Origin of the sequence: Leclercia adecarboxylata (genome assembly GCF_006171285.1) — a bacterium.
Classification (GTDB): Bacteria; Pseudomonadota; Gammaproteobacteria; order Enterobacterales; family Enterobacteriaceae; genus Enterobacter; species Enterobacter barmai.
Genome location: NZ_CP040889.1, coordinates 2336852 through 2357821, shown reverse-complemented (window position 1 = coordinate 2357821; position 20970 = coordinate 2336852). Strand labels below are relative to the sequence as shown.

Below are 20970 nucleotides of genomic sequence, written 5' to 3'. Positions count from 1 at the left end.
CTTTCCTGCACCAAACAGGCATTCAGTATTCTGAATTAACGATCACCTCTTCCCCAAACGCCCCCGCCTGCGGCAGCGGTTTATACGTTGAGTTGGAGGCGCGCAGCACCCGAATACCTCTGGCCCCGGCTTCGCGGGCGGCAGTAATGTCGCTATCCGCATCGCCGTAGTAAATCTTGATCTGTTTCTGTTCGATCCACGGGGTTTTGTTATTCTTGCCGGACTTCTCCCCGGCAAAAATCACCGGATTCATCTGCGCCGCAGGGATCAGAAAAGCCTGCTGCAGGGTTTTGGTGAGGGTTTCGGTTTTAGTGGGATGACGCCCGGTAATAAACCAGATGTTGTCGCCGCGCTTCAGATGAAGGGCAATCAGCGCCCGGGCAACCTCTTTGGGAATGCTGAACTCATCCCAGCCGTTGTTCATCTGCTGCCAGAAGGCCGGGTTTTTCAGGTAATCCTCGCTATCCGGTGACCAGGTTTTTTTACCCCGCCAGAAGCCGGGGCTGGAGAACAACACGGTGTCATCAATATCAAACCCCACCGACATGGGCGGGCGGCCCGTCAGGCTGTTCTCAATTTGCGCGATGGAAACCCAATGAATGGGGGCCTGCTCAGCCAGTCGGGCAACGGTCGTGCCGGGATATAACGGTGGAGGTGAAGAGGGACGAGCCGCGACCGGATGACTGAGCGAGAGCAATAAGCAGGCAGCGCTGAGCGCCAGTGTGATCTTGCGCATATTTTCCCCTGAATATTCAAACCGTTATTTTATTTTGAATGGATGGTCAAAACCTCATCGAAAATAACCGCTGAGGGAGGGGAATGAAAGAAGAATTTTTATCTAAGCCGCAATAAAAGAGGAGTATAACAACGCGCGGTTTGACCCATTACAGCCTCCTTCACTGAAGGAAGGAGGCCGTGAGTAAGTGCTTACATTACAGCAGCAAAGGCCTTCGCCACGCGTTGAACGTTGCTGCTGTTCAGGCCGGCAACGCACATACGCCCGCTGGCTATCAGATAGACGCCAAACTCCTCGCGCAGGCGATCCACCTGCTGCGCGCTGAAGCCGGTATAGCTGAACATGCCGCGCTGCTGCAGCAGGTAGTCGAAATTGTGCCCCGGAACGGCGTCCTTCAGCACATCCACCAGCGTCTGACGCATGGCCAGAATGCGGGTACGCATCGCTTCCACCTCTGCCAGCCACTCGGCTTTGAGTTCGTCATCGCCCAGTACGGTCGCCACCACCTGCGCACCAAAGTTTGGCGGGCTGGAGTAGATGCGGCGTACGGTGGCTTTCAGCTGGCCGAGCACGCGCCCGGCGGCTTCCTGATCTTCGCAGACCACGGACAGGCCACCGACACGTTCGCCGTACAGCGAGAAAATTTTGGAGAAGGAGTTGCTGACCAGCGCCGGCAGGCCTGCGCTGGCGATGGCGCGAATGGCGTAGGCATCCTCTTCCATCCCGGCGCCAAAGCCCTGATAGGCAATGTCGAGGAACGGGATCAGGTTGCGGGCTTTCAGCACCTCGATAACCGCATCCCACTGATCGTTAGTCAGGTCGGCCCCGGTCGGGTTATGGCAGCACGGATGGAGCAGCACAATGCTGCGCTCCGGCAGGGTGTTCAGTTTTTCCAGCAGCGCGGCCACGCGCACGCCGTTGGTCTGGTCGTCGAACCACGGATAGGTGTTCACCGTAAAACCTGCGCCTTCAAAGATGGCAACATGGTTTTCCCAGGTCGGATCGCTTACCCAGACGCCGGATTCCGGAAAATACTTGTGCAGGAAGTCGGCACCGACTTTCAGCGCACCGGAACCGCCCAGGGTCTGGATAGTGGCGACACGCTTCTGTGCCAGCACCGGATGGTCTGCACCAAACAGCAGCGGGGCAATGGTGTGACGGTAGCTGTTAAGCCCTTCCATCGGCAGATAGAGCGACGCGCCGTGCGGCGTGGCGTTCAGACGCGCTTCGGCTTTGGCCACCGCCTGCAGCTGCGGAATAATGCCCGCTTCGTTGTAGTACAGACCGATGCTGAGGTTAACTTTATCGCTGCGCGGATCTTCTTTGAAACGCTCCATTAAGGAGAGGATGGGGTCGCCAGCATAGGCGTCGACTTTCTGGAACACGCGATGGTTCTCCGGATAATAATGAGGCAGGGAATTCAACAATAAACCGGAAGCGGCAGAAGATCGAGAGGATGTTAAGGAAGATGGGGTGTGGGCGACAGAACCTGCGGTGCGGTCTGTTTCCCCTCAGCCTGACCCTCTCCCCACAGGGGAGAGGGAACATAGCCATCAGTCGAGATAGTGCATCGCGACCCGCGACGTCAGTCGCGTGATAAGTTCGTAAGCACTTACTTTTGTGATTTCTGCAATCCGTTCGACGGGTAAACCTTCGCCCCACAGGGTCACCGGATCGCCCGCTTTCTCCTGCGCCTCTGGCCCGAGGTCAACGCAGATCATGTCCATCGCCACGCGCCCAACAATCGTAACTTCACGGCCATTCACCAGTACCGGGGTACCGGATGGCGCCGCGCGGGGATAGCCGTCGCCGTAGCCCATCGCCACCACGCCCAGACGGGTGTCGCGCTCGCTGATCCAGGTTCCGCCGTAGCCGACCGGCTCCCCGGCTTTGTGCTCGCGCACCGCAATCAGGCTGGAGGTGAGCGACATCACCGGCTGAAAACCGAAATCTTGCCCCCAGGGTTTACCCTCCAGCGGCGAGACGCCGTAGAGAATAATGCCCGGACGCGCCCAGTCGAAATGGGACTGCGGCCAGAGCAAAATGCCGCCGGATGCCGCGATAGAGCGCTTCCCTGGCTTGCCTTCGCAGAAGGTGTTGAAGATATCGAGCTGCTGCTCGGTGGCACCGCATTCGGGCTCATCGGCGCGGGCAAAATGGCTGACGATATTGACCGGCTGGCGAACGTTTTTGCACTGGCTCAAGCGCTGATAAAACGCCTCTGCCTGCTCCGGGCGCACGCCCAGACGGTGCATGCCGGTGTCGAGCTTCATCCACACGGTAACGGGCTCGCTGAGCGCGGCGTTTTCCAGCGCCTCGAGCTGTTCCCTATTGTGCACGGCGGTATGCAGCTTTTGCACTGCAATGGTCGGCAGATCGGCGGCATTGAAGAAGCCTTCGAGCAGCAGGATCGGCTGGGTGATTCCCCCTTCGCGCAGGCGCAGGGCTTCTTCGAGACGGGCGACGCCAAAGGCGTCGGCATCGGGGAGCGTTCGCGCGGTCTCGATGAGACCGTGTCCGTAAGCGTTCGCTTTCACGACTGCAACCAGTTTGCTGGCGGGCGCCAGTTCACGCAGGCGTTGCAGGTTGTGACGCAGAGCGCGGCGGTTAATAACTACTGTTGCCGCTTGCATTTGATTTCCTTAATAAAAAGACTCACCAAAATCATTCGCGTTGCAGGGACGTGAAGGATGACGGAGAGTTACTCATCATCATATTGAGGACCGGCATAGTTGTCGAAACGCGACCACTGTCCGTTAAAGGTCAGACGCACCGTACCGATTGGGCCGTTACGCTGCTTACCGATAATAATTTCCGCGATACCTTTCAGGTCGCTGTTCTCGTGATAAACCTCGTCACGGTAGATGAACATGATCAAGTCGGCATCCTGCTCGATGGAGCCGGATTCACGCAGGTCGGAGTTGACCGGACGCTTGTCGGCGCGCTGTTCCAGGGAGCGGTTAAGCTGCGACAGCGCCACGACCGGCACCTGCAGCTCTTTCGCCAGCGCTTTCAGCGAGCGGGAGATTTCGGCGATCTCCAGCGTACGGTTGTCAGAGAGAGACGGGACGCGCATCAGCTGGAGGTAGTCGATCATGATAAGGCCGATGCCGCCATGTTCACGGGCAATACGGCGCGCGCGGGAGCGCACTTCCGTTGGCGTCAGGCCGGAGGAGTCATCGATATAGATGTTCCGTTTTTCCAGCAGAATGCCCATGGTGCCGGAGATCCGCGCCCAGTCTTCGTCGTCCAGCTGGCCGGTACGGATCCGGGTCTGGTCCACGCGCGACAGCGAGGCCAGAGAACGCATCATGATCTGCTCGGAGGGCATCTCCAGACTAAAGATGAGTACCGGCTTATCCTGCAACATCGCCGCGTTTTCGACGAGGTTCATCGCAAATGTCGTTTTACCCATCGATGGACGCGCAGCGACGATAATCAGATCCGAGGGCTGCAGTCCCGCGGTCTTTTTATTCAGATCGTCATAGCCGGTGTTAACCCCGGTCACGCCGTCATGCGGTTGCTGGAACAACTGTTCGATACGCGAGACGGTGGCGTCCAGCACTTCGGCGATGTTCTTCGGCCCTTCGTCCTTATTGGCGCGGCTTTCGGCGATTTTAAACACCCGGGACTCGGCCAGGTCGAGCAGTTCGTCGCTGTTTCGGCCCTGGGGATCGAAACCGGCTTCGGCGATTTCGTTGGCAACGGAGATCATGTCGCGCACGACGGCACGTTCGCGCACGATATCGGCATAGGCGCTGATGTTCGCCGCACTTGGCGTGTTTTTCGACAGTTCAGCCAGATAGGCAAAGCCGCCGACTGACTCCAGTTGCCCCTGACGCTCCAGCGATTCCGCGAGCGTGATCAGGTCGATGGGGCTGCCGGATTCCTGCAGTCGCGCCATTTCGGTAAAGATATGGCGGTGCGGACGGGTATAGAAATCGTCGGTGACCACGCGCTCGGCGACGTCGTCCCAGCGCTCATTATCCAGCATTAAACCGCCCAACACCGACTGTTCCGCTTCAATCGAGTGCGGCGGGACCTTTAACCCGGCTAACTGCGGATCGCGTTCACGGGGTTCAGTCTGTTTGTTGAAGGGTTTGTTTCCTGCCATAGTGAATGGAGTTACCGAGATAGAGAGTGGGTCGAAAGATTACCATATTTTCTAATTCTAATGGAGGGAGCATGGCAACGCGTATTGAATTTCATAAGCACGGTGGCCCGGACGTTCTCAGGGCAGTAGAGTTCACTCCTGCCGCGCCTGGTGATAACGAAATCCAGGTCGAAAACAAAGCCATTGGTATTAACTATATCGACACCTACATCCGCAGCGGGCTCTATCCGCCCCCTGCTCTGCCAAGCGGTCTGGGCACCGAGGCGGCGGGCGTGGTGGTTAAAGTCGGCAGCGCGGTAAAACATATTAAAGAGGGCGATCGCGTGGTGTATGCGCAATCGGCTCTCGGGGCCTACAGCTCCGTTCACAACGTCCCGGCTGACAAAGCCGCGATCCTCCCCGGCGCCATCTCGTATGAGCAGGCAGCAGCTTCCTTCCTGAAGGGGCTGACGGTCTTCTACCTGCTGCGCAAAACCTATGAGATCAAACCTGACGAACAGTTCCTGTTCCACGCCGCCGCCGGTGGTGTGGGCCTCATCGCCTGCCAGTGGGCCAAAGCGCTGGGGGCAAAACTGATCGGTACGGTCGGCAATGCGCAAAAGGCCCAGCGGGCGCTGCAGGCGGGTGCCTGGCAGGTGATTAACTACCGCGAAGAGAGCATTGTCGAACGCGTGAAAGAGATCACCGGCGGCAAGAAGGTGCGCGTGGTGTATGACTCGGTGGGGAAAGACACCTGGGAAGCCTCGCTGGACTGTCTGCAACGCCGCGGGCTGATGGTCAGCTTCGGCAACGCCTCCGGCCCGGTGACCGGGGTGAACCTGGGCATTCTGAACCAGAAGGGTTCGCTGTTCGCCACCCGCCCTTCGCTGCAGGGCTATATCACCAACCACGACGAACTGGTTGAGGCCAGCAACGAGCTGTTCTCGCTGATTGCCAGCGGGGTGATAAAGGTGGATGTGGCAGAGGCGCAGAAGTATCCGCTGAGCGATGCGCAACGTGCGCATGAAGTGCTGGAGAGCCGGGCGACACAGGGGTCGAGTTTACTGATCCCCTAATAAGAAATTGGGCTTCCCGTGGGAAGCCCTTTTCTTTTCTTTTTTTGTTCGGCTGTATGTAGGGTACAGCTCGATGAATTCTTTAACGGCGGTCATAGTGACAGATTCGATAACTAAATCCTATTCTGTTCTAAGGAATGCTGCCGTAAAAGTTGCAAGGATGTGACGAACCGCTCAATACCTTAGTAACGAAAACGGTTATTGCGCTGATAGCGTGGGAGTTTTGGCGATTTAATCGCCCGTATCGCCCACACCACCGCCACTGCCAGCAGTAGCCACGGCAACAGTTTCAGCATCAGGGCAAATAATCCCCCGATAAACATCACCACAGTGGCGACCACCAGTGCGGCAATGATCCCTAACAGCGAGACGCCGGTTGCCAACAGCATGACAAAAAATCCAATCACAAAAAGTAGTTCCAGCATGGCTCTCTCCCCAAATGCATCACAACGATACGCTGCTATGACCATTACAAGATCCATGCCAAAAATAAGATATTGATATGAAAGCAAAACGCCCGGCGATGCGGCGCCGGGCGTGGTGAATTTGACGAAGTTTTGGTGAAAATTATCGCTTGTCTGCCACCAGACGCAGCGCCTGCTCCAGCACCTCGATATCGGCACCCGCTTTATGGGCATTTTCACTCAGGTAACGTCGCCACTGGCGCGCGCCCGGTATACCCTGGAACAGGCCCAGCATATGGCGGGTGATATGGCCCAGATAGGTTCCGTTGCTCAGCTCGCGCTCGATGTAAGGGAACATCGCCCGTACCACCGCCACCGGATCGCGATCGGCAACATCCATACCAAAGATTTCACGGTCCACCGCCGCCAGCACGCCCGGATTCTGGTACGCCTCACGGCCCACCATCACGCCATCCATATGCTGCAGGTGCGCTTTCGCCTCTTCCAGCGACTTGATGCCGCCGTTAATGGACATCGTCAGCTGCGGGAAATCGCGCTTCAGCTGATAGACGCGGGGGTAGTCCAGAGGCGGGATCTCACGGTTCTCTTTCGGGCTCAGGCCAGAGAGCCAGGCTTTACGGGCATGAATGATAAACATCTCGCACTCGCCCTTCCCGGCCACCGTGCCGATGAAATCACAGAGAAACTCGTAGCTGTCCTGGTCGTCGATGCCGATACGGGTTTTGACCGTCACCGGAATGGAGACCACGTCGCGCATCGCTTTCACGCAGTCGGCCACCAGCTGCGCATTGCCCATCAGGCAGGCGCCAAACATGCCGTTCTGCACGCGGTCGGAAGGACAGCCGACGTTGAGGTTGATCTCGTCGTAACCCCGCTCCTCTGCCAGCTTCGCGCAGTGCGCCAGCGCGGCCGGATCGCTGCCGCCCAGCTGCAACGCCACCGGATGTTCCTCTTCGCTGTAGGCGAGATAGTCGCCCTTGCCATGAATAATTGCCCCGGTGGTCACCATCTCGGTATAGAGCAGGGTGTGGCGCGACAGCTGGCGCAGGAAGTAGCGGCAATGTCTGTCTGTCCAGTCGAGCATCGGCGCGATGGAAAAACGGTGGGCTAGGTAGATGGACGAGTTTTCTGACGACATGGCGAAGTTTTAAGCATCTGGTGAAAATGGGGCGCTACTATAGCACATACTTCGCCGGAGGCAGAGCGCCTCCGGATCCCGTCAGAAGGACACGCTGAACTGCGCTCCGGCGCCCCAGGTTTCGTCTTCGCCGTAAATGCCGGTCAGATCGATATGGACCGTATTAAAGGGCGCAAAGCCTAACCCGCCGGTAAAGACGTTACTGTCGTTGCCCCTCACGTCAGCGCGAAAGCCGCCGCGCACCGCCAGCCAGCCCAGTGGGGTGATTTCCGCCCCCACGCCGACGTACTGGGCGTTATCTTCACTTTTGAAGCCTTTGGTTTCGGTCAGATCGCCATCGGCGCTGAGGGTGAGCAGACCGGTGTGCCAGGCCACGCCGGCCGTAACCAGAGGGCGGATCTGGTAGGTGTCCTGATAGCTCACCTCCTGCCCGGTACGACCGTTGAGAATGCGGATGTCTTTGGTATCGATATCACGCGAGAAGAGGTTTTGCCCGCTCAGGCCCACCGTCCAGTTTTCACCGAAGTCCACCGCGACGCCGACATCGACGTTAAAGCTGGTATCGTCATTACGGTAGCGGCTGCTGCTAAAGTCGCTGCTGTCGTAGGTATAAATGGAGGTGGTGTAGTTCCAGAGCCAGGTTTGCTGCAGCTTTGGCGTCACGCCCACCGAAACCGGCAGGTCGTTGAATTCAAACTGACGGGCGATTGCCACACCGTAGTCGGAGACGATAGCCCCCCGGCCCATGGCGACAGAGTTAAGATTGCGGGTAATCACGTCACTGCCGTTTCGCGCCGCCCCGAGCGCCATCTGGTTAGTCATCACCGGGCTACCCTGCAGTCGGCGCAAAAAATCGATATCCTGCCGATCGATCTCCGAGCTGACACGCCCGTGGGCATTGGCCTTGGCGACAAACGCCATCGACAGTCCCGAGCCCGGTATACTGACGGCTATCCCACCTCCGGCGTTGGCGTGGGCGGTTTTACCTTCGAGAAACTCCAGCTGGTCGGCCAGGTTGCCTGCAGCCCCCTGCAGCTCCCTGAGCGTGCCCTGAGGATCGGCCAGGATCCCCGCCACGGTGAGATCGTCGATCATCTGCCGATCCTCGCTGATCTCATCGCTGATTTCGTCGATCTTATCCTGCAAATTATCTTTATCGCTTATTTGCGCCCCCACCGAGGGGAAAATAATCGCAATATCATCTTCATCTTTCGATTTTGCCAGCAGGGCCGGATTAATTAATACCCCGCTGCTATAATGCGCCGACGCAACGCCTGTCCCGCCCATTGCATCACCACGTGCTTCCGTCCAGGTATTGGCTGCTCCAGCCTGATTAGCCAATAGAAAGGTGGTGGCAATTCCAGCCACAGAAAGTTTGAATTTTATTTTCACAGGACACCTGACTTATTTTGGGTGAATTAACCCCCGCGGCTATATGCCGCGCAGGGGAATACGTCCTCTGTGAAAAAAGTATTAGGAGCCGAATATATCTTAAACTTTCGTATTAGATTAAGCTGTTGATTTCCTTATGGCTTTAAGTAGGTATAGAACAAGAAATTAATTTCGCCCTGGTTTTCCATCATGAGGACCAAAAAATTGTGGCGGATGATCTATCCAGCGATCTTCCCGAGTAGCGGCATATACCGCATTCAGCGGATAATAAATTCGGTTATATTTTTTATTCGCTTCGCCCACGACTAATAACCGCACTTCTTCCGTGGTGTTATTAATAAAGGTGTGGCAGACGCCCGTTCCGGCCGGAAATCCCACGCTGTCTCCCGGTTCAAGTTTCCATAAATAACCGTTGATCCAGGCTTCAGGATAACCCTCCAGTACAAAGATAAATTCTTCTTCATCGCTTTCGGCATGCGGATAGGAGGTGCGACGTCCCGGCGGCAGACGTTCGTGGTGGATACCGAGACGGCTGAGCCCCAGCGCGCGGGCCAGCGGCGCACCAATGGAAAAATGCTCTGTGCTGTCGGGATAGGTGGAGTTGTCCGGGCCTTCGACGTCGCGCCAGTGTCGAATGCAGTCAGGTCTTTTCATGGTTTTATTCTCCTGCGGGTTTTCGTCAGGTATAGCATACCCGGTGGATCTCGGCGTTTGGACCAGAACATGATAAAGTGAGGGTTTCTCATTCGACGTTATTCGAGGTGCAAAATGGAAACGACCACAATGCAGGCACTGTTAGCGCAAGCCGAAAAGCTCTGCGCGCAACGCAATGTGCGCCTGACTCCGCAGCGCCTTGAAGTGTTGCGTCTGTTGAGCCTGCAGAACGGGGCCATCAGCGCCTACGATCTGCTCGACCTGCTGCGCGAAAGCGAGCCGCAGGCGAAGCCTCCAACCGTTTATCGGGCGCTCGATTTTTTACTCGAGCAGGGCTTTGTGCATAAGGTGGAATCGACCAACAGCTACGTGCTGTGTCACCTGTTCGATCAGCCGACCCACACCTCAGCGATGTTTATCTGCGATCGCTGCGGCAGCGTGAAGGAAGAAGGTGCCGAAGGGGTGGAAGATATTATGCATACTCTGGCGGCAAAGATGGGCTTTGCCCTACGCCACAACGTGATTGAAGCGCACGGCCTGTGCCGCAACTGCGTTGAAGTCGAGGCCTGCCGCCATCAGGAAAATTGTCAACACGATCACTCTATCCAGCTGAAAAAGAAGCCGCGCTGAGCACAAAAAAACGGGCGACCTTAAGGTCGCCCTGGGCGCACATCCATGTACCTGCGGGTAGTAGTTACTTACCAGCGGTAGTTGTTACGGGTTTCCCAGTCACCAACTTCTTTCTCCGCCTGGTCTTTCTCGTATCCATAGCGTTCCTGAATTTTACCCACCAGCTGGTCACGTTTACCTTCGATAACGGTCATGTCATCGTCAGTCAGGTCACCCCACTGTTCTTTTACTTTACCTTTGAATTGCTTCCAGTTACCGCCGACTTGGTCTTTATTCATCATCGATTCCTCTTCGTTCGGTCGTTAAGGTTAAGTTCGTCCTGAAGTTCATTTCGTGCTGGACGTGATAATAATTATAGATAAGCCTGCGGCGTTGGGTTTGTTATTCGGAATCTTTTACCATTTCGTCAGACGAAGCCGCTACTGAAACCAGGTGCCGTTGCGCCAGTGACGCCGCCAGATCCAGGCCAGAGACAGGCCCCGCAGGGCCAGGAAGACGCTCAACGCCAACCACAGGCCGTGGTTGCCGAGCCACGGCAGGGTAAAGAGCGTGAGGCCAAAACCGGCGGCCGCGACGGCCATGCTGTTGCGCATCTCGGCTCCCCGGGTTGCGCCGATAAACATGCCATCCAGCAGATAGCACCAGACGCCCACCATCGGCAGAACCACCTGCCAGATAAGGTAATGGCTCGCCAGCGCCCGCAGCTCGGGCAAAGAGGTCAGCAGCGCAACGATTTGGTTGCCAGCCAGAGCATAGACAAGGGCGAAGGCCAGCGCCACCATACCAGACTGACGGCAGGCTGCCCGCCACACCTCGCGCAGCTGGCCGCTTTCGCGTGCGCCATAGGCCTGCCCGGAGTGCGCCTCAACCGCATAGGCAAAGCCATCCAGCGCGTAGGCGGTAAAGGTCAACAGCGTCATCAGAACGGCGTTGACGGCGATAATCTCCGGCCCCAGCCGCGCGCCCAGCACCGTCAGCGCCCCGAAGCAGAGTTGTAGCAACAGCGAGCGCAGCATGATGTCGCGATTGAGGGCCAGCAGCTTGCGGATATTCCCGCGCCAGCTCGCCTTCAGCAGCGCCAGCGAAATACCGCGCAGGGCCAGTACCCGCCAGACCATCCACAGGCCTATGAGCAAAGTGGCGTATTCGGCGATAGCGGTCGCCAGGGCTGCGCCCTGGACGTTCATCTGTAGCCCCATCACCAGCCACAGATCCAGCACGATATTGAGCAGGTTCCCCACCACCAGCAGGATCACCGGCGCGCGGGCATACTGGACCCCCAGCAGCCAGCCGAGCAGCACCAGATTAGCCAGCGATGCCGGGGCGCTGAGCCAGCGGATCTCAAGGAAGCGTCGCGCCTGATGCAGTACATCCTCGCTGCCGCCTACGATATGCAGCGCCAGGTCGATAAGCGGCGTGCGCAGCAGCACAATCAGCAGCCCGGCACCGAGAGCCAGGATCAGCGGCTGCACCAGCGCCCGGGCCAGACGCAGCGGATCTTTCGCGCCATACGCCTGGGCAGTCAGGCCGGTGGTGCTCATGCGCAAAAAGAGCAGCAGCATAAACAGGAAGCTGGTCGCCGTCGCACCGATGGCGACACCGCCAAGATAGACAGGAGAATCCAGATGACCGATGACGGCAGTGTCCACCAGCCCCAGCAGAGGGACGCTGATATTGGAGACGATCATCGGGAGGGCAAGACGCCATAACGCCTTGTCTGAAGCAGTCAGCAGAGACATGTGTATGACCGGGAGAGACGGGAAAAGCAGACTGCGGCGTTGCCGCAGTCTGTCAGGAAGACGTTATAACCATTCACCGTTGCGGATGACGCCTACCGCCAGCCCTTCGATGGAGAAGTTATGTTCACGCAGATCGACAACAATCGGGGAAAACTCGTTGTTTTCCGGCAGGAGCTGCACCGTGTTGCCCTGTTTCTTCAGGCGCTTAACGGTGACTTCGTCATCGATGCGCGCCACAACGACCTGGCCGTTGCGCACGTCCTGCGTTTTATGTACCGCCAGCAGATCGCCGTCCAGAATCCCGATATCCTTCATGGACATCCCGCTGACGCGCAGCAAGAAGTCCGCGCTCGGTTTGAACATGCCAGGATCGACCTGATAGTGGCCTTCAATGTGCTGTTGCGCCAGCAGCGGTTCCCCCGCAGCGACGCGACCGACGAGCGGAAGGCCCTCTTCTGCTTCAACCAGCAGACGGATACCACGCGAAGCGCCGGACACAATCTCAAGCACACCCTTACGCGCCAGGGCTTTAAGGTGCTCTTCAGCGGCGTTTGGAGAACGGAAGCCCAGACGCTGCGCAATTTCTGCACGCGTCGGCGGCATTCCCGTCTGGCCGATATGATCCCGAATGAGATCAAACACCTCTTGCTGCCTGGTCGTTAACGCTTTCATTCCGCCCCCTGGGTGTATATACAGTTATGCTGTGAGTATATACAGCTAAAGGTGATTTTGGAACCACAAACCGCATAAAAAACCAGAGACTTGTTCGGTTTCTGAAGGCTTATCGCAAATGTCCCCAAAGCAGCGTGACCCAGGTAAACAGGGCAACGATAATCGCCATCAGCACAGCGGCGGAGCCCATGTCTTTCGCCCGCCCCGACAGCTCGTGGTAGTCACTACCAATACGATCGACCACCGCCTCGATCGCGCTGTTCAGAATTTCGACTATCATCACCAACATCACCGAGCCAATCAGCAGTACGCGGGTGATGGGATCAACGTCCAGCCAGCAGGCAATAATAATCGCCGCGATGACAGCAACCCCCTCCTGGCGAAAAGCGGCTTCATTGATCCAGGCAGCACGAATGCCTTTCCATGAATAGCCGGCAGCTTTAATAATTCGGGTTAACCCAGTGGTATTGTTGGCCATTAAAAGAAACCTTTCTTCGAAAATAGCGTCAGAAACGGTGGTTTAAGCGCCTGGCGCAGCCACCGGAAGTATGACGGGTAACAACAGAAATTTTGCGCGCTTTCTGTTATCCTTGCGCCGCAATTGCATTTTTAACCAGAGGCTTTACATCGTTTATGTCTGGCTGGCCACGAATTTACTACAAATTACTTAATTTACCATTAAGCGTCCTGGTAAAAAGCAAGTCTATTCCGGCGGTTCCAACCCTGGAATTGGGACTCGATACCTCGCGTCCTATTATGTACGTTTTGCCTTACAACTCGAAGGCCGACTTGCTGACGCTGCGCGCCCAGTGCCTGGCGCACGATCTCCCGGATCCGCTGGAGCCGCTGGAGATCGACGGCACCCTGCTGCCACGCTACATCTTTATCCACGGCGGTCCTCGCGTCTTCACCTGGTACACGCCGAAAGAAGAGTCGATCAAGCTGTTCCATGACTACCTCGACCTGCACCGCAGCAATCCGCTGCTGGATGTGCAGATGGTGCCGGTATCAGTGATGTTTGGCCGTCGCCCGGGGCGCGACAAAGGCGAAGAGAACCCGCCGTTGCGCATGCTTAACGGGGTACAGAAGTTTTTCGCCGTCAACTGGCTGGGCCGCGACAGCTTTGTCCGTTTTTCACCGTCGGTTTCACTGCGCCGCATGGCCGATGAGCACGGTACGGATAAAACCATCGCCCAGAAGCTGGCCCGCGTGGCGCGTATGCACTTTGCCCGTCAGCGTCTTGCCGCGGTAGGCCCGCGCCTGCCTGCTCGCCAGGATCTGTTCAACAAACTGCTGGCGTCAAAAGCCATCGCCCGTGCCGTCGAAGACGAAGCGCGCAGCAAAAAGATCTCCCATGAGAAGGCGCAACAAAACGCCATCGCCCTGATGGAAGAGATTGCCGCCAACTTCTCCTACGAGATGATCCGCCTGAGCGACCGTATCCTGAGCTTCACCTGGAACCGTCTCTATCAGGGCATCAACGTGCACAACGCCGAGCGCGTGCGCCAGCTGGCCCACGACGGCCATGAGATCGTCTACGTGCCCTGCCACCGCAGCCACATGGACTATCTGCTGCTCTCGTACGTGCTCTACCATCAGGGGCTGGTGCCACCGCACATTGCGGCGGGCATTAACCTCAACTTCTGGCCAGCAGGCCCGATCTTCCGTCGACTGGGTGCGTTCTTTATTCGTCGTACCTTCAAAGGCAACAAGCTCTACTCCACCGTGTTCCGTGAATACCTTGGTGAGCTGTTCAGCCGCGGCTATTCCGTCGAGTACTTCGTGGAGGGCGGCCGTTCCCGTACCGGGCGTCTGCTCGATCCGAAGACTGGCACCCTGTCGATGACCATTCAGGCGATGCTGCGCGGCGGCACGCGCCCTATCACCCTGGTGCCGATTTACATCGGTTACGAGCACGTGATGGAAGTGGGCACTTACGCCAAAGAGCTGCGCGGTGCTACCAAAGAAAAAGAGAGCCTGCTGCAGATGCTGCGCGGCTTAAGCAAGCTGCGTAACCTCGGCCAGGGGTATGTTAACTTCGGCGAACCGATGCCGCTGATGACCTACCTTAACAACCGGGTACCGGAGTGGCGCGAGTCTATCGATCCCATCGAAGCGGTGCGTCCGGCCTGGCTGACGCCGACGGTTAACGCCATTGCTGCCGATCTGATGGTGCGGATTAACAACGCCGGGGCGGCCAACGCCATGAACCTGTGCTGCACCGCCCTGCTTGCCTCGCGCCAGCGTTCGCTCACCCGCGAGCAGCTGACCGAGCAGATCGACTGCTACCTGAACCTGATGCGCAACGTGCCCTATGCCTCAGACGCCACGGTACCCACCGCCAGCGCCAGCGAGCTCATCGATCACGCCCTGCAGATGAACAAGTTCGAGGTCGAGAAAGACACCATCGGCGATATCATCATTCTGCCGCGCGAGCAGGCGGTACTGATGACCTACTACCGCAACAACATCGCCCATATGCTGATGGTGCCATCGCTGATGGCGGCCATCGTGACCCAACATCGCCAGATCACCCGTCAGGCGCTGCTGGATAATGTCACGACGCTCTATCCGATGCTGAAAGCCGAACTGTTCCTGCGCTGGAACAGCGACGAGCTGGCTGAGGTGCTGGATAAGCATATCGAAGAGCTGGTTCGCCAGGGGCTGATAACGCTGAAAGATGACGTGCTGGTGATCAACACCGCCCACTCACGTACGCTGCAGCTGCTGGCAGCGGGTGCACGCGAAACCGTCCAGCGCTACGCCATTACCTTCTGGCTGCTGAGCGCCAACCCGTCGATCAACCGCGGGACGCTGGAGAAAGAGAGCCGCACGCTGGCACAGCGCCTGTCGATGCTGCACGGCATCAACGCACCGGAGTTCTTCGACAAAGCGGTCTTCAGTTCACTGGTGTTGACGCTGCGTGACGAGGGTTATATCAGTGACAGCGGCGATGCCGAGCCGGAAGAGACAATGAAGGTTTACCAGATGCTGGCGGACCTGATTACCTCCGATGTGCGCTTAACGATTGAGAGCGCGACGCAGGGCGAGTAGTGCATAAAAAATGCCGGGTGGCGGCTTCGCCTTACCCGGCCTACGATACAGAACCTGTAGGCCCGGTAAGCGCTAGCGCCACCGGGCTTTTTTATGCCCAGTAGCTAATCGCTAACCCGACAAACAACACCAGCCCCACATAGTTGTTATTCAAAAACGCTTTAAAACAGGCTTCGCGCTCGCGGTTGGCAATCAGCTTTTGCTGGTAGATAAACAGCACGCCCGCCGCCGCAACCGCCGCGTAGAACGCTCCGCCAAGCTGGTTCAGGTAGCCAATCGCCACCATCAGCGCCAGCACCGCCACCTGCAAAATCCCGATAATCAGTTTGTCCTGACGACCAAACAGAATGGCGGTCGATTTGATGCCAATCTTCAGATCGTCGTCGCGATCCACCATCGCGTACTGGGTGTCGTAGGCCACCGCCCAGAGGATGTTAGCCAGGAACATCAGCCAGCAGCTCAGCGGCACACTTTCGCTGACGGCGGCAAACGCCATCGGAATCGACCAGCCAAAGGCGGCTCCCAGCACCACCTGCGGCAGATGGGTGTAGCGCTTCATAAACGGATAGACCCAGGCCAGAGCCAGCGCTGCCACGGAGAGCAGAATAGTCATGGTGTTCAGGGTTAACACCAGCAGGAACGAGAGCAGGACCAGCACCACAAACAGCGTGCGCGCCTCTTTCTCGGTGACGTCGCCGCTCGGCAGCGGGCGGTTGGCCGTGCGTTTCACGTGGCCGTCAAATTTGCGATCGGCATAGTCGTTAACCACACAGCCTGCGGCACGCATCAGCCAGACGCCCGCCACGAATACCGCCAGGATCCACAGCGGCGGCAGCCCGGGGGTAGCCACCCACAGCGCCCACAAGGTCGGCCACAGCAGCAATAAGGCACCGATCGGCTTATCCGTTCGCATCAGGCGGTGGTACGCCAGCAGCTTGTTCTGCTTCAGACTCCACTCCATTTTCTCTTCCTCTTAATACAACGGTGACGCCGGTAAAAACAGCTCGGTCAGCATCAAGGGTTTACCACTTAAGCGCAGGCGGGAACGGCGTCCCCACAGCCCGGCATCGCGCCCAATTTCAATAAAATCACGGGTCAGCTCGGAGGAGGTGAACAGATAACGTCCCAGCGGGGTTTTGCCCATCTGCTGCAGCGCCATCTCCGGCCCGGTGAGGGTGGACTCTGGCACCACGGTGCGCCCGGCCAGCCACGGCTCGCCGTCGGCACACAGCAGGATCTCCCGCAGCCAGTAGCGCGCCTCTTTCGGCAGTAACGGCAGTTCATCCGCAACCGCGTCAGGCGTGACAAACCCCTCCTGAATGAGGGTAACGGTGACTTTCTTGCCCTGCTGCTCAAAACGTTTGGTCATGGAATCTTCCAGCAGCAGCCAGTCGAGCTGCTCCGGTTCCAGCGCGGGGATTTCGTCGAAATAGCGCAGCGCACGCAGGAGCAAAAGCGCGGGGTGTGACATGCCAGACTCTCCGATACATAACGTAAAGCTATTGTATCGCAGAAACGGGCAATGAGGGCGGGCAAACGCAAGTTAGCGATCATTATCGCAACAGAGATGCAACAGCAGCATCCCGCGCAAAAAAAGTGCGCCCGGAAGGGCGCACCAAACTACTGACAAAATCAGCACTGTGGGGAGACGGTCACCCCTTGCCTTTTACACTGCTGATAAAGGTGGAACGGGCAGTGGTTGAGCCTAAACGCTCTGCTTCATCAAGCAGTTTCAGCGCTTTATCGACGTCACCTTTTGCGACTGCCTGTTTAATGGCCTGATTGAAGTAGGTTTCGGTATCGTTCAGTACCGGCTCGCTCTTCTTCGCCGGAGCCGGAGTCGGGGCAACGGCTGGCGCGGCAACCGGGGCGGCGGCTTGCGCTGGGGCCGGTGCGGCATATACAGGTGCAGGTGCGGCGGTATTACCGACCGTGACCGGGCCCGGGCCGGAAGAGCCAAACAGTGGGCCAACCAGCACGCTGGAGGCGTTATTGGTAGACACTTTCAGCTTCAGCTGGCCATCCGTCACGTGACGGGCAATCGGGTCCGGGATATCCGGTACGGCGTTGCCGGTGCCTTTGGCATAGGCTTTAGCCGGATCGAGAAGTTTGGTGGTTTGCTGCAGATCTTTATCGGTGGTGAACACCAGCACATACAATTTCTGCTGGCCCAGCGCTGGCGTCAGGCGCATCACCCCTTCCAGGCGATCGGCGCTCATCACGCCCGGTTCCTGGTAGGTGAAGTATTCGCTCGGGAAGTAGGCCGATGGTGTCAGATTCTGGTCCAGAATCAGCACGTTCGGTGCAAATACGCTGGTCTGTTTATCCACAACGCTTGTCAGCGTCAGAGTGATTTCGCCAATGTTAGCCGGCACGCTGTAGGCAGCCACCGGACCGGCGATCCCCGCCACGTTTAAGGTCTGGCCACCGGTAGAGAGTTGGGTTGTCTGGGCTTTGGACTGATCAACAGGCGTCCAGACCAGCTGCTGGAGCGCGGCTCCCGGAATAGCAGGCGCGGCGCTGGTGTTTTGCGGTACGAAATTGACGCTGGCGAGGGTAACGGCTGGAACGCTTGCCAGCAGCCCTGCAGAGAGGCACAGCGCGACGAGACTTTTTTTCATTTTCATTGTTATTACCTCAGATTGCGTTAGCACTGCGTTGGCCAGGCAATAGCGCGCAGTACCCTAAGAAGAGAGGGGCTTGCGCCCCTCTTTTAGGTCAGTTACGTATTACCACCAGATTTCCATCTGGGCACCGAAGGTCCACTCATCGTTGTCGCCACGGCTGAAGGTTTTCGCAGAGGTGTCGTTATACGCTACGCCAGAGGTGTAGCCAGTGTCACCGTTGTCTGCGTAACCCCATTTCTCATCCCACTTGGCGTAGGTTGCGAAGACGCGGATAGCCGGACGGGACCAGATGCTGTCGCCTGCCTGCCACTGTTGCGCCAGGGTGATTTTGTACTGGCTGTTGGTGTCGTCAGTTTTCTGAGACTTGACGTTGTCGTAGCCAACTTCCAGCAGGGTGGACATGATTGGTGTCCATTTGAACATCGGACGAACACCCACGGTCCACCATTCGGTACCGTTGTTGTTGTCGCGGTCGATGTTCTGGTACATACCGACGTACATCAGATCCCACTGGTCAGCCAGGGTGATCGCACCGTGGTCGAGAACGCGGATCAGAGAACCGTCGTTGTTCAGGCTCGCACCCTGCGGGATACCTTTACCGTTGGAGGTCATAGAGTCCGTTGCGTACTGAACCACAAACTTGTTAAAGCCTTTCAGCATGCTCTGGGTGTGTTCAGCGGTGAACATCCAGCCATCTTTAGAGGCGCCAGGCTGCAGGTAGTAGTCGTCAGGAATGTTGGTGTGACCGTAGTCAACGCCCAGCTCCAGGGTACCGCCCGGGTTGATTTCCATGCCCGCTAAACGAACGTCAAAGACGTCGTTTGGCACGATATTGTCGTAAACGCGGTTGCCATCAGTATCGAAGTCTGAGAACGCGGAAGAGCCGCCGGACTCAGAAGAACGGGTCGCTGCCAGAGACAGTTTACCGAAGCCCAGATCGATGTTTTCGATACCTGCACCAGGACCGGAGATATCCCAGTAGTAGAAGTCGATCATGTGAACGTCATGACGCTGATAGAAGCGCTTACCGGCCCAGATAGTGGAGCCTGGCAGCCATTCGATCAGGTTTTTACCCTGCACGTTTGCTTCACGGAAGGCCGGGCTGGTCGCTTCCCAGTCATTCTGCTGTGCAACGGAGTAGGCTACGTTGGTGTCGAAGTAGAAGCTCTTGTCGCCCTCTTTCCACACTTCCTGGCCCAGTTTAATCTCAGCATAGGTTTCACATTCGTTACCGAGACGGTATTTACTTTGTGCACCTGTTGCCTGGAAACACTGCTGTTCGCCACCACTCCCGGTCCAGCCAATGCCGGAACGAGCATAACCTTTAAAGTCTACAGCGCCGGCCTGGGCAGACATGATGCCTGCCGCAATGGCGAGTGCCAGAGGGACTTTGCGCAGAGTAATCATTATTCTATCTCCTGAGATCATTGCTTTTCTTTGAACACTTCACCTGATGGTTTCGTGCTTATTATTGGGATTGCTTAAACGCCGGGCTCCTGATGCAGCCGACGACATGCGGTGCCATCCTCACGGAACAGATGGCAGCGCTCTGGCGGCAAGCCGATAGCGAATGTGGCACCCTCTTTTACCAACACCACGTCGTTCTGGCGGTAGACCAGGTTCTGACGAATGGCTGGGATCTGGATATGAATCTGTGTTTCATGACCTAACTGCTCAACCACCTGAACCTCGCCTTCAAGAGTCACATCGGCGATGTGGCTTGGCAGCAGATGCTCAGGGCGGATACCAAGGGACATGTTGGCCCCTACGTTGACGTTCGCGCTGTCTACCGGTAACCACACCTGCTGGCGGTTAGGCAGTTCGACCTGAACCTGATCGATGGCGGTCGCGGTGACTTTCACCGGCAGGAAGTTCATCTTTGGCGAGCCAATAAAGCCCGCAACAAAGCGGTCTGCCGGGTAGTGATAGAGCTCCAGCGGTTTACCGACCTGCGCCACGCGACCGGCATCCAGCACCACAATCTTGTCGGCCAGGGTCATCGCTTCGACCTGATCGTGGGTGACGTAAATCATGGTGCGCCCAAGGCGTTTGTGCAGACGGGAGATCTCAATACGCATCTGCACGCGCAGCGCGGCGTCGAGGTTCGACAGCGGCTCATCGAGCAGGAACACGCGCGGCTCTGCCACCAGCGTACGGCCAATCGCCACACGCTGACGCTGACCACCGGAGAGCGCCTTCGGCTTACGCTCCAGCAGGTGCGCCAGCTGCAGCACTTCGGCAACCTGGGTCACGCGCTGGTTAATGGTCTCTTTTTTTGCGCCAGCCAGCTTGAGGCCGAACGACATGTTCTCGGCAACGGAGAGATGGGGATAAAGTGCGTAAGACTGGAATACCATCCCGACGCCGCGCTCCGCAGGCGGGATATCGTTCATCCGGGTATCGCCAATCATCAGATCGCCGCTGGTGATGGTCTCCAGACCGGCAATCATGCGCAGCAGCGTGGATTTACCACAGCCTGACGGGCCAACAAAAACCACGAATTCACCTTCCTGGATATCGAGATTGATATCTTTCGATACCACCACGTCGCCCCAGGCTTTCGTTACGTTACGCAGTTCTACGCTCGCCATGCCCTACTCCCTTGTTACAGCCTGTCATCAACAGAAACATTCAATATGGGCTGACTATGCGGTATCGGGCCGCCTCGCGAATCCTCCACCCCCAGCCTTTTTTATGGGGGAGGAGGCGGGAGGATGAGAGAGTGGACTCAGAC

The 20970-nt window shown here is 57.5% G+C and carries 20 protein-coding genes; 3 read left to right on the top strand and 17 right to left on the bottom strand.

Annotation, left to right across the window (positions count from 1 at the left end; all coding sequences use genetic code 11):
- Nucleotides 1–22: 22 nt before the first annotated feature.
- The 4 genes from aphA to dnaB all read right to left on the bottom strand — a co-directional run bounded on the left by aphA (nucleotide 23) and on the right by dnaB (nucleotide 4850).
- The gene (gene aphA, locus FHN83_RS13055; protein ID WP_039031943.1) at nucleotides 23–736 is read right to left on the bottom strand and encodes an acid phosphatase AphA; all 714 of its coding nucleotides are present in this window, start codon (nucleotides 734–736) and stop codon (nucleotides 23–25) included.
- A gap of 191 nt (nucleotides 737–927) precedes the next feature.
- Nucleotides 928–2121 carry an aromatic amino acid transaminase gene (gene tyrB, locus FHN83_RS13050; RefSeq protein ID WP_138370028.1) on the bottom strand — a complete coding sequence of 398 codons (1194 nt, stop codon included), beginning with the start codon at nucleotides 2119–2121 and terminating at the stop codon, nucleotides 928–930.
- Nucleotides 2122–2289: 168 nt separating this feature from the next.
- Nucleotides 2290–3369, bottom strand: coding sequence for an alanine racemase (alr, locus tag FHN83_RS13045; RefSeq protein ID WP_139563988.1), 1080 nt, complete (start codon nucleotides 3367–3369; stop codon nucleotides 2290–2292).
- A 68-nt stretch (nucleotides 3370–3437) separates the two neighbouring features.
- A complete protein-coding gene (gene dnaB / locus FHN83_RS13040) occupies nucleotides 3438–4850 on the bottom strand; it encodes a replicative DNA helicase (RefSeq protein WP_032615986.1) in 1413 nt (470 codons plus the stop codon).
- A gap of 71 nt (nucleotides 4851–4921) precedes the next feature.
- Here dnaB and FHN83_RS13035 point away from each other — a divergent pair, with 71 nt between their 5' ends.
- Nucleotides 4922–5905: a quinone oxidoreductase gene (locus FHN83_RS13035; RefSeq protein WP_039031940.1), complete on the top strand. Its 984-nt coding sequence runs from the start codon at nucleotides 4922–4924 to the stop codon at nucleotides 5903–5905.
- A gap of 182 nt (nucleotides 5906–6087) precedes the next feature.
- On the opposite strand, the gene pspG is transcribed toward FHN83_RS13035, so the two are convergent.
- The 4 genes from pspG to FHN83_RS13015 all read right to left on the bottom strand — a co-directional run bounded on the left by pspG (nucleotide 6088) and on the right by FHN83_RS13015 (nucleotide 9514).
- Nucleotides 6088–6330, bottom strand: a complete 243-nt coding sequence (gene pspG, locus FHN83_RS13030; RefSeq protein WP_039031939.1) for an envelope stress response protein PspG — start codon at nucleotides 6328–6330, stop codon at nucleotides 6088–6090.
- Between the two features lie 142 nt (nucleotides 6331–6472).
- Nucleotides 6473–7468: a tRNA dihydrouridine(20/20a) synthase DusA gene (gene dusA / locus FHN83_RS13025; protein ID WP_139563987.1), complete on the bottom strand. Its 996-nt coding sequence runs from the start codon at nucleotides 7466–7468 to the stop codon at nucleotides 6473–6475.
- Between the two features lie 81 nt (nucleotides 7469–7549).
- On the bottom strand, nucleotides 7550–8860 hold the full coding sequence (locus FHN83_RS13020; protein WP_255296732.1) for a conjugal transfer protein TraF: 1311 nt from the start codon (nucleotides 8858–8860) through the stop codon (nucleotides 7550–7552).
- Nucleotides 8861–9025: 165 nt separating this feature from the next.
- Nucleotides 9026–9514 (bottom strand): cupin domain-containing protein, encoded by a 489-nt coding sequence (locus FHN83_RS13015; RefSeq protein WP_039031936.1) that lies wholly within the window; start codon nucleotides 9512–9514, stop codon nucleotides 9026–9028.
- A gap of 114 nt (nucleotides 9515–9628) precedes the next feature.
- On the opposite strand from FHN83_RS13015, the gene zur reads away from it, so the two are divergent.
- A complete protein-coding gene (zur, locus tag FHN83_RS13010; protein WP_039031935.1) occupies nucleotides 9629–10144 on the top strand; it encodes a zinc uptake transcriptional repressor Zur in 516 nt (171 codons plus the stop codon).
- 68 nt (nucleotides 10145–10212) lie between these two features.
- Here zur and FHN83_RS13005 read toward each other — a convergent pair whose 3' ends face one another.
- The 4 genes from FHN83_RS13005 to FHN83_RS12990 all read right to left on the bottom strand — a co-directional run bounded on the left by FHN83_RS13005 (nucleotide 10213) and on the right by FHN83_RS12990 (nucleotide 13033).
- A complete protein-coding gene (locus FHN83_RS13005) occupies nucleotides 10213–10422 on the bottom strand; it encodes a CsbD family protein (RefSeq protein WP_032615972.1) in 210 nt (69 codons plus the stop codon).
- 141 nt (nucleotides 10423–10563) lie between these two features.
- Nucleotides 10564–11883, bottom strand: coding sequence for an MATE family efflux transporter DinF (gene dinF, locus FHN83_RS13000; RefSeq protein ID WP_139563986.1), 1320 nt, complete (start codon nucleotides 11881–11883; stop codon nucleotides 10564–10566).
- A 63-nt stretch (nucleotides 11884–11946) separates the two neighbouring features.
- The gene (lexA, locus tag FHN83_RS12995; RefSeq protein ID WP_039031933.1) at nucleotides 11947–12555 is read right to left on the bottom strand and encodes a transcriptional repressor LexA; all 609 of its coding nucleotides are present in this window, start codon (nucleotides 12553–12555) and stop codon (nucleotides 11947–11949) included.
- A 109-nt stretch (nucleotides 12556–12664) separates the two neighbouring features.
- Entirely contained in the window at nucleotides 12665–13033 is a 369-nt protein-coding gene (locus FHN83_RS12990; RefSeq protein ID WP_039031932.1) for a diacylglycerol kinase, read from the bottom strand.
- A 155-nt stretch (nucleotides 13034–13188) separates the two neighbouring features.
- Here FHN83_RS12990 and plsB point away from each other — a divergent pair, with 155 nt between their 5' ends.
- The gene (gene plsB / locus FHN83_RS12985; protein WP_138370022.1) at nucleotides 13189–15609 is read left to right on the top strand and encodes a glycerol-3-phosphate 1-O-acyltransferase PlsB; all 2421 of its coding nucleotides are present in this window, start codon (nucleotides 13189–13191) and stop codon (nucleotides 15607–15609) included.
- Between the two features lie 91 nt (nucleotides 15610–15700).
- On the opposite strand, the gene ubiA is transcribed toward plsB, so the two are convergent.
- The 5 genes from ubiA to malK all read right to left on the bottom strand — a co-directional run bounded on the left by ubiA (nucleotide 15701) and on the right by malK (nucleotide 20827).
- Nucleotides 15701–16570, bottom strand: coding sequence for a 4-hydroxybenzoate octaprenyltransferase (gene ubiA, locus FHN83_RS12980; protein ID WP_039031930.1), 870 nt, complete (start codon nucleotides 16568–16570; stop codon nucleotides 15701–15703).
- Nucleotides 16571–16582: 12 nt separating this feature from the next.
- Nucleotides 16583–17080: a chorismate lyase gene (gene ubiC / locus FHN83_RS12975; protein ID WP_039031929.1), complete on the bottom strand. Its 498-nt coding sequence runs from the start codon at nucleotides 17078–17080 to the stop codon at nucleotides 16583–16585.
- Nucleotides 17081–17261: 181 nt separating this feature from the next.
- Nucleotides 17262–18236 (bottom strand): maltose operon protein MalM, encoded by a 975-nt coding sequence (malM, locus tag FHN83_RS12970; protein WP_138370020.1) that lies wholly within the window; start codon nucleotides 18234–18236, stop codon nucleotides 17262–17264.
- A 102-nt stretch (nucleotides 18237–18338) separates the two neighbouring features.
- Nucleotides 18339–19646 (bottom strand): maltoporin, encoded by a 1308-nt coding sequence (locus tag FHN83_RS12965; protein ID WP_138370158.1) that lies wholly within the window; start codon nucleotides 19644–19646, stop codon nucleotides 18339–18341.
- A gap of 71 nt (nucleotides 19647–19717) precedes the next feature.
- Complete coding sequence (gene malK / locus FHN83_RS12960; RefSeq protein WP_039031926.1) at nucleotides 19718–20827, bottom strand: maltose/maltodextrin ABC transporter ATP-binding protein MalK; 1110 nt, start codon at nucleotides 20825–20827, stop codon at nucleotides 19718–19720.
- Between the last annotated feature and the right edge of the window lie 143 nt (nucleotides 20828–20970).

What these genes read in the sequence shown, in the direction of transcription:
- aphA (WP_039031943.1), bottom strand. Translation starts at nt 736, where the DNA reads ATGCGCAAGATCACACTGGCGCTCAGCGCTGCCTGCTTATTGCTCTCG.
- alr (WP_139563988.1), bottom strand. Translation starts at nt 3,369, where the DNA reads ATGCAAGCGGCAACAGTAGTTATTAACCGCCGCGCTCTGCGTCACAAC.
- dnaB (WP_032615986.1), bottom strand. Translation starts at nt 4,850, where the DNA reads ATGGCAGGAAACAAACCCTTCAACAAACAGACTGAACCCCGTGAACGC.
- FHN83_RS13035 (WP_039031940.1), top strand. Translation starts at nt 4,922, where the DNA reads ATGGCAACGCGTATTGAATTTCATAAGCACGGTGGCCCGGACGTTCTC.
- pspG (WP_039031939.1), bottom strand. Translation starts at nt 6,330, where the DNA reads ATGCTGGAACTACTTTTTGTGATTGGATTTTTTGTCATGCTGTTGGCA.
- dusA (WP_139563987.1), bottom strand. Translation starts at nt 7,468, where the DNA reads ATGTCGTCAGAAAACTCGTCCATCTACCTAGCCCACCGTTTTTCCATC.
- FHN83_RS13015 (WP_039031936.1), bottom strand. Translation starts at nt 9,514, where the DNA reads ATGAAAAGACCTGACTGCATTCGACACTGGCGCGACGTCGAAGGCCCG.
- zur (WP_039031935.1), top strand. Translation starts at nt 9,629, where the DNA reads ATGGAAACGACCACAATGCAGGCACTGTTAGCGCAAGCCGAAAAGCTC.
- FHN83_RS13005 (WP_032615972.1), bottom strand. Translation starts at nt 10,422, where the DNA reads ATGAATAAAGACCAAGTCGGCGGTAACTGGAAGCAATTCAAAGGTAAA.
- dinF (WP_139563986.1), bottom strand. Translation starts at nt 11,883, where the DNA reads ATGTCTCTGCTGACTGCTTCAGACAAGGCGTTATGGCGTCTTGCCCTC.
- lexA (WP_039031933.1), bottom strand. Translation starts at nt 12,555, where the DNA reads ATGAAAGCGTTAACGACCAGGCAGCAAGAGGTGTTTGATCTCATTCGG.
- FHN83_RS12990 (WP_039031932.1), bottom strand. Translation starts at nt 13,033, where the DNA reads ATGGCCAACAATACCACTGGGTTAACCCGAATTATTAAAGCTGCCGGC.
- plsB (WP_138370022.1), top strand. Translation starts at nt 13,189, where the DNA reads ATGTCTGGCTGGCCACGAATTTACTACAAATTACTTAATTTACCATTA.
- ubiA (WP_039031930.1), bottom strand. Translation starts at nt 16,570, where the DNA reads ATGGAGTGGAGTCTGAAGCAGAACAAGCTGCTGGCGTACCACCGCCTG.
- ubiC (WP_039031929.1), bottom strand. Translation starts at nt 17,080, where the DNA reads ATGTCACACCCCGCGCTTTTGCTCCTGCGTGCGCTGCGCTATTTCGAC.
- malM (WP_138370020.1), bottom strand. Translation starts at nt 18,236, where the DNA reads ATGAAAATGAAAAAAAGTCTCGTCGCGCTGTGCCTCTCTGCAGGGCTG.
- malK (WP_039031926.1), bottom strand. Translation starts at nt 20,827, where the DNA reads ATGGCGAGCGTAGAACTGCGTAACGTAACGAAAGCCTGGGGCGACGTG.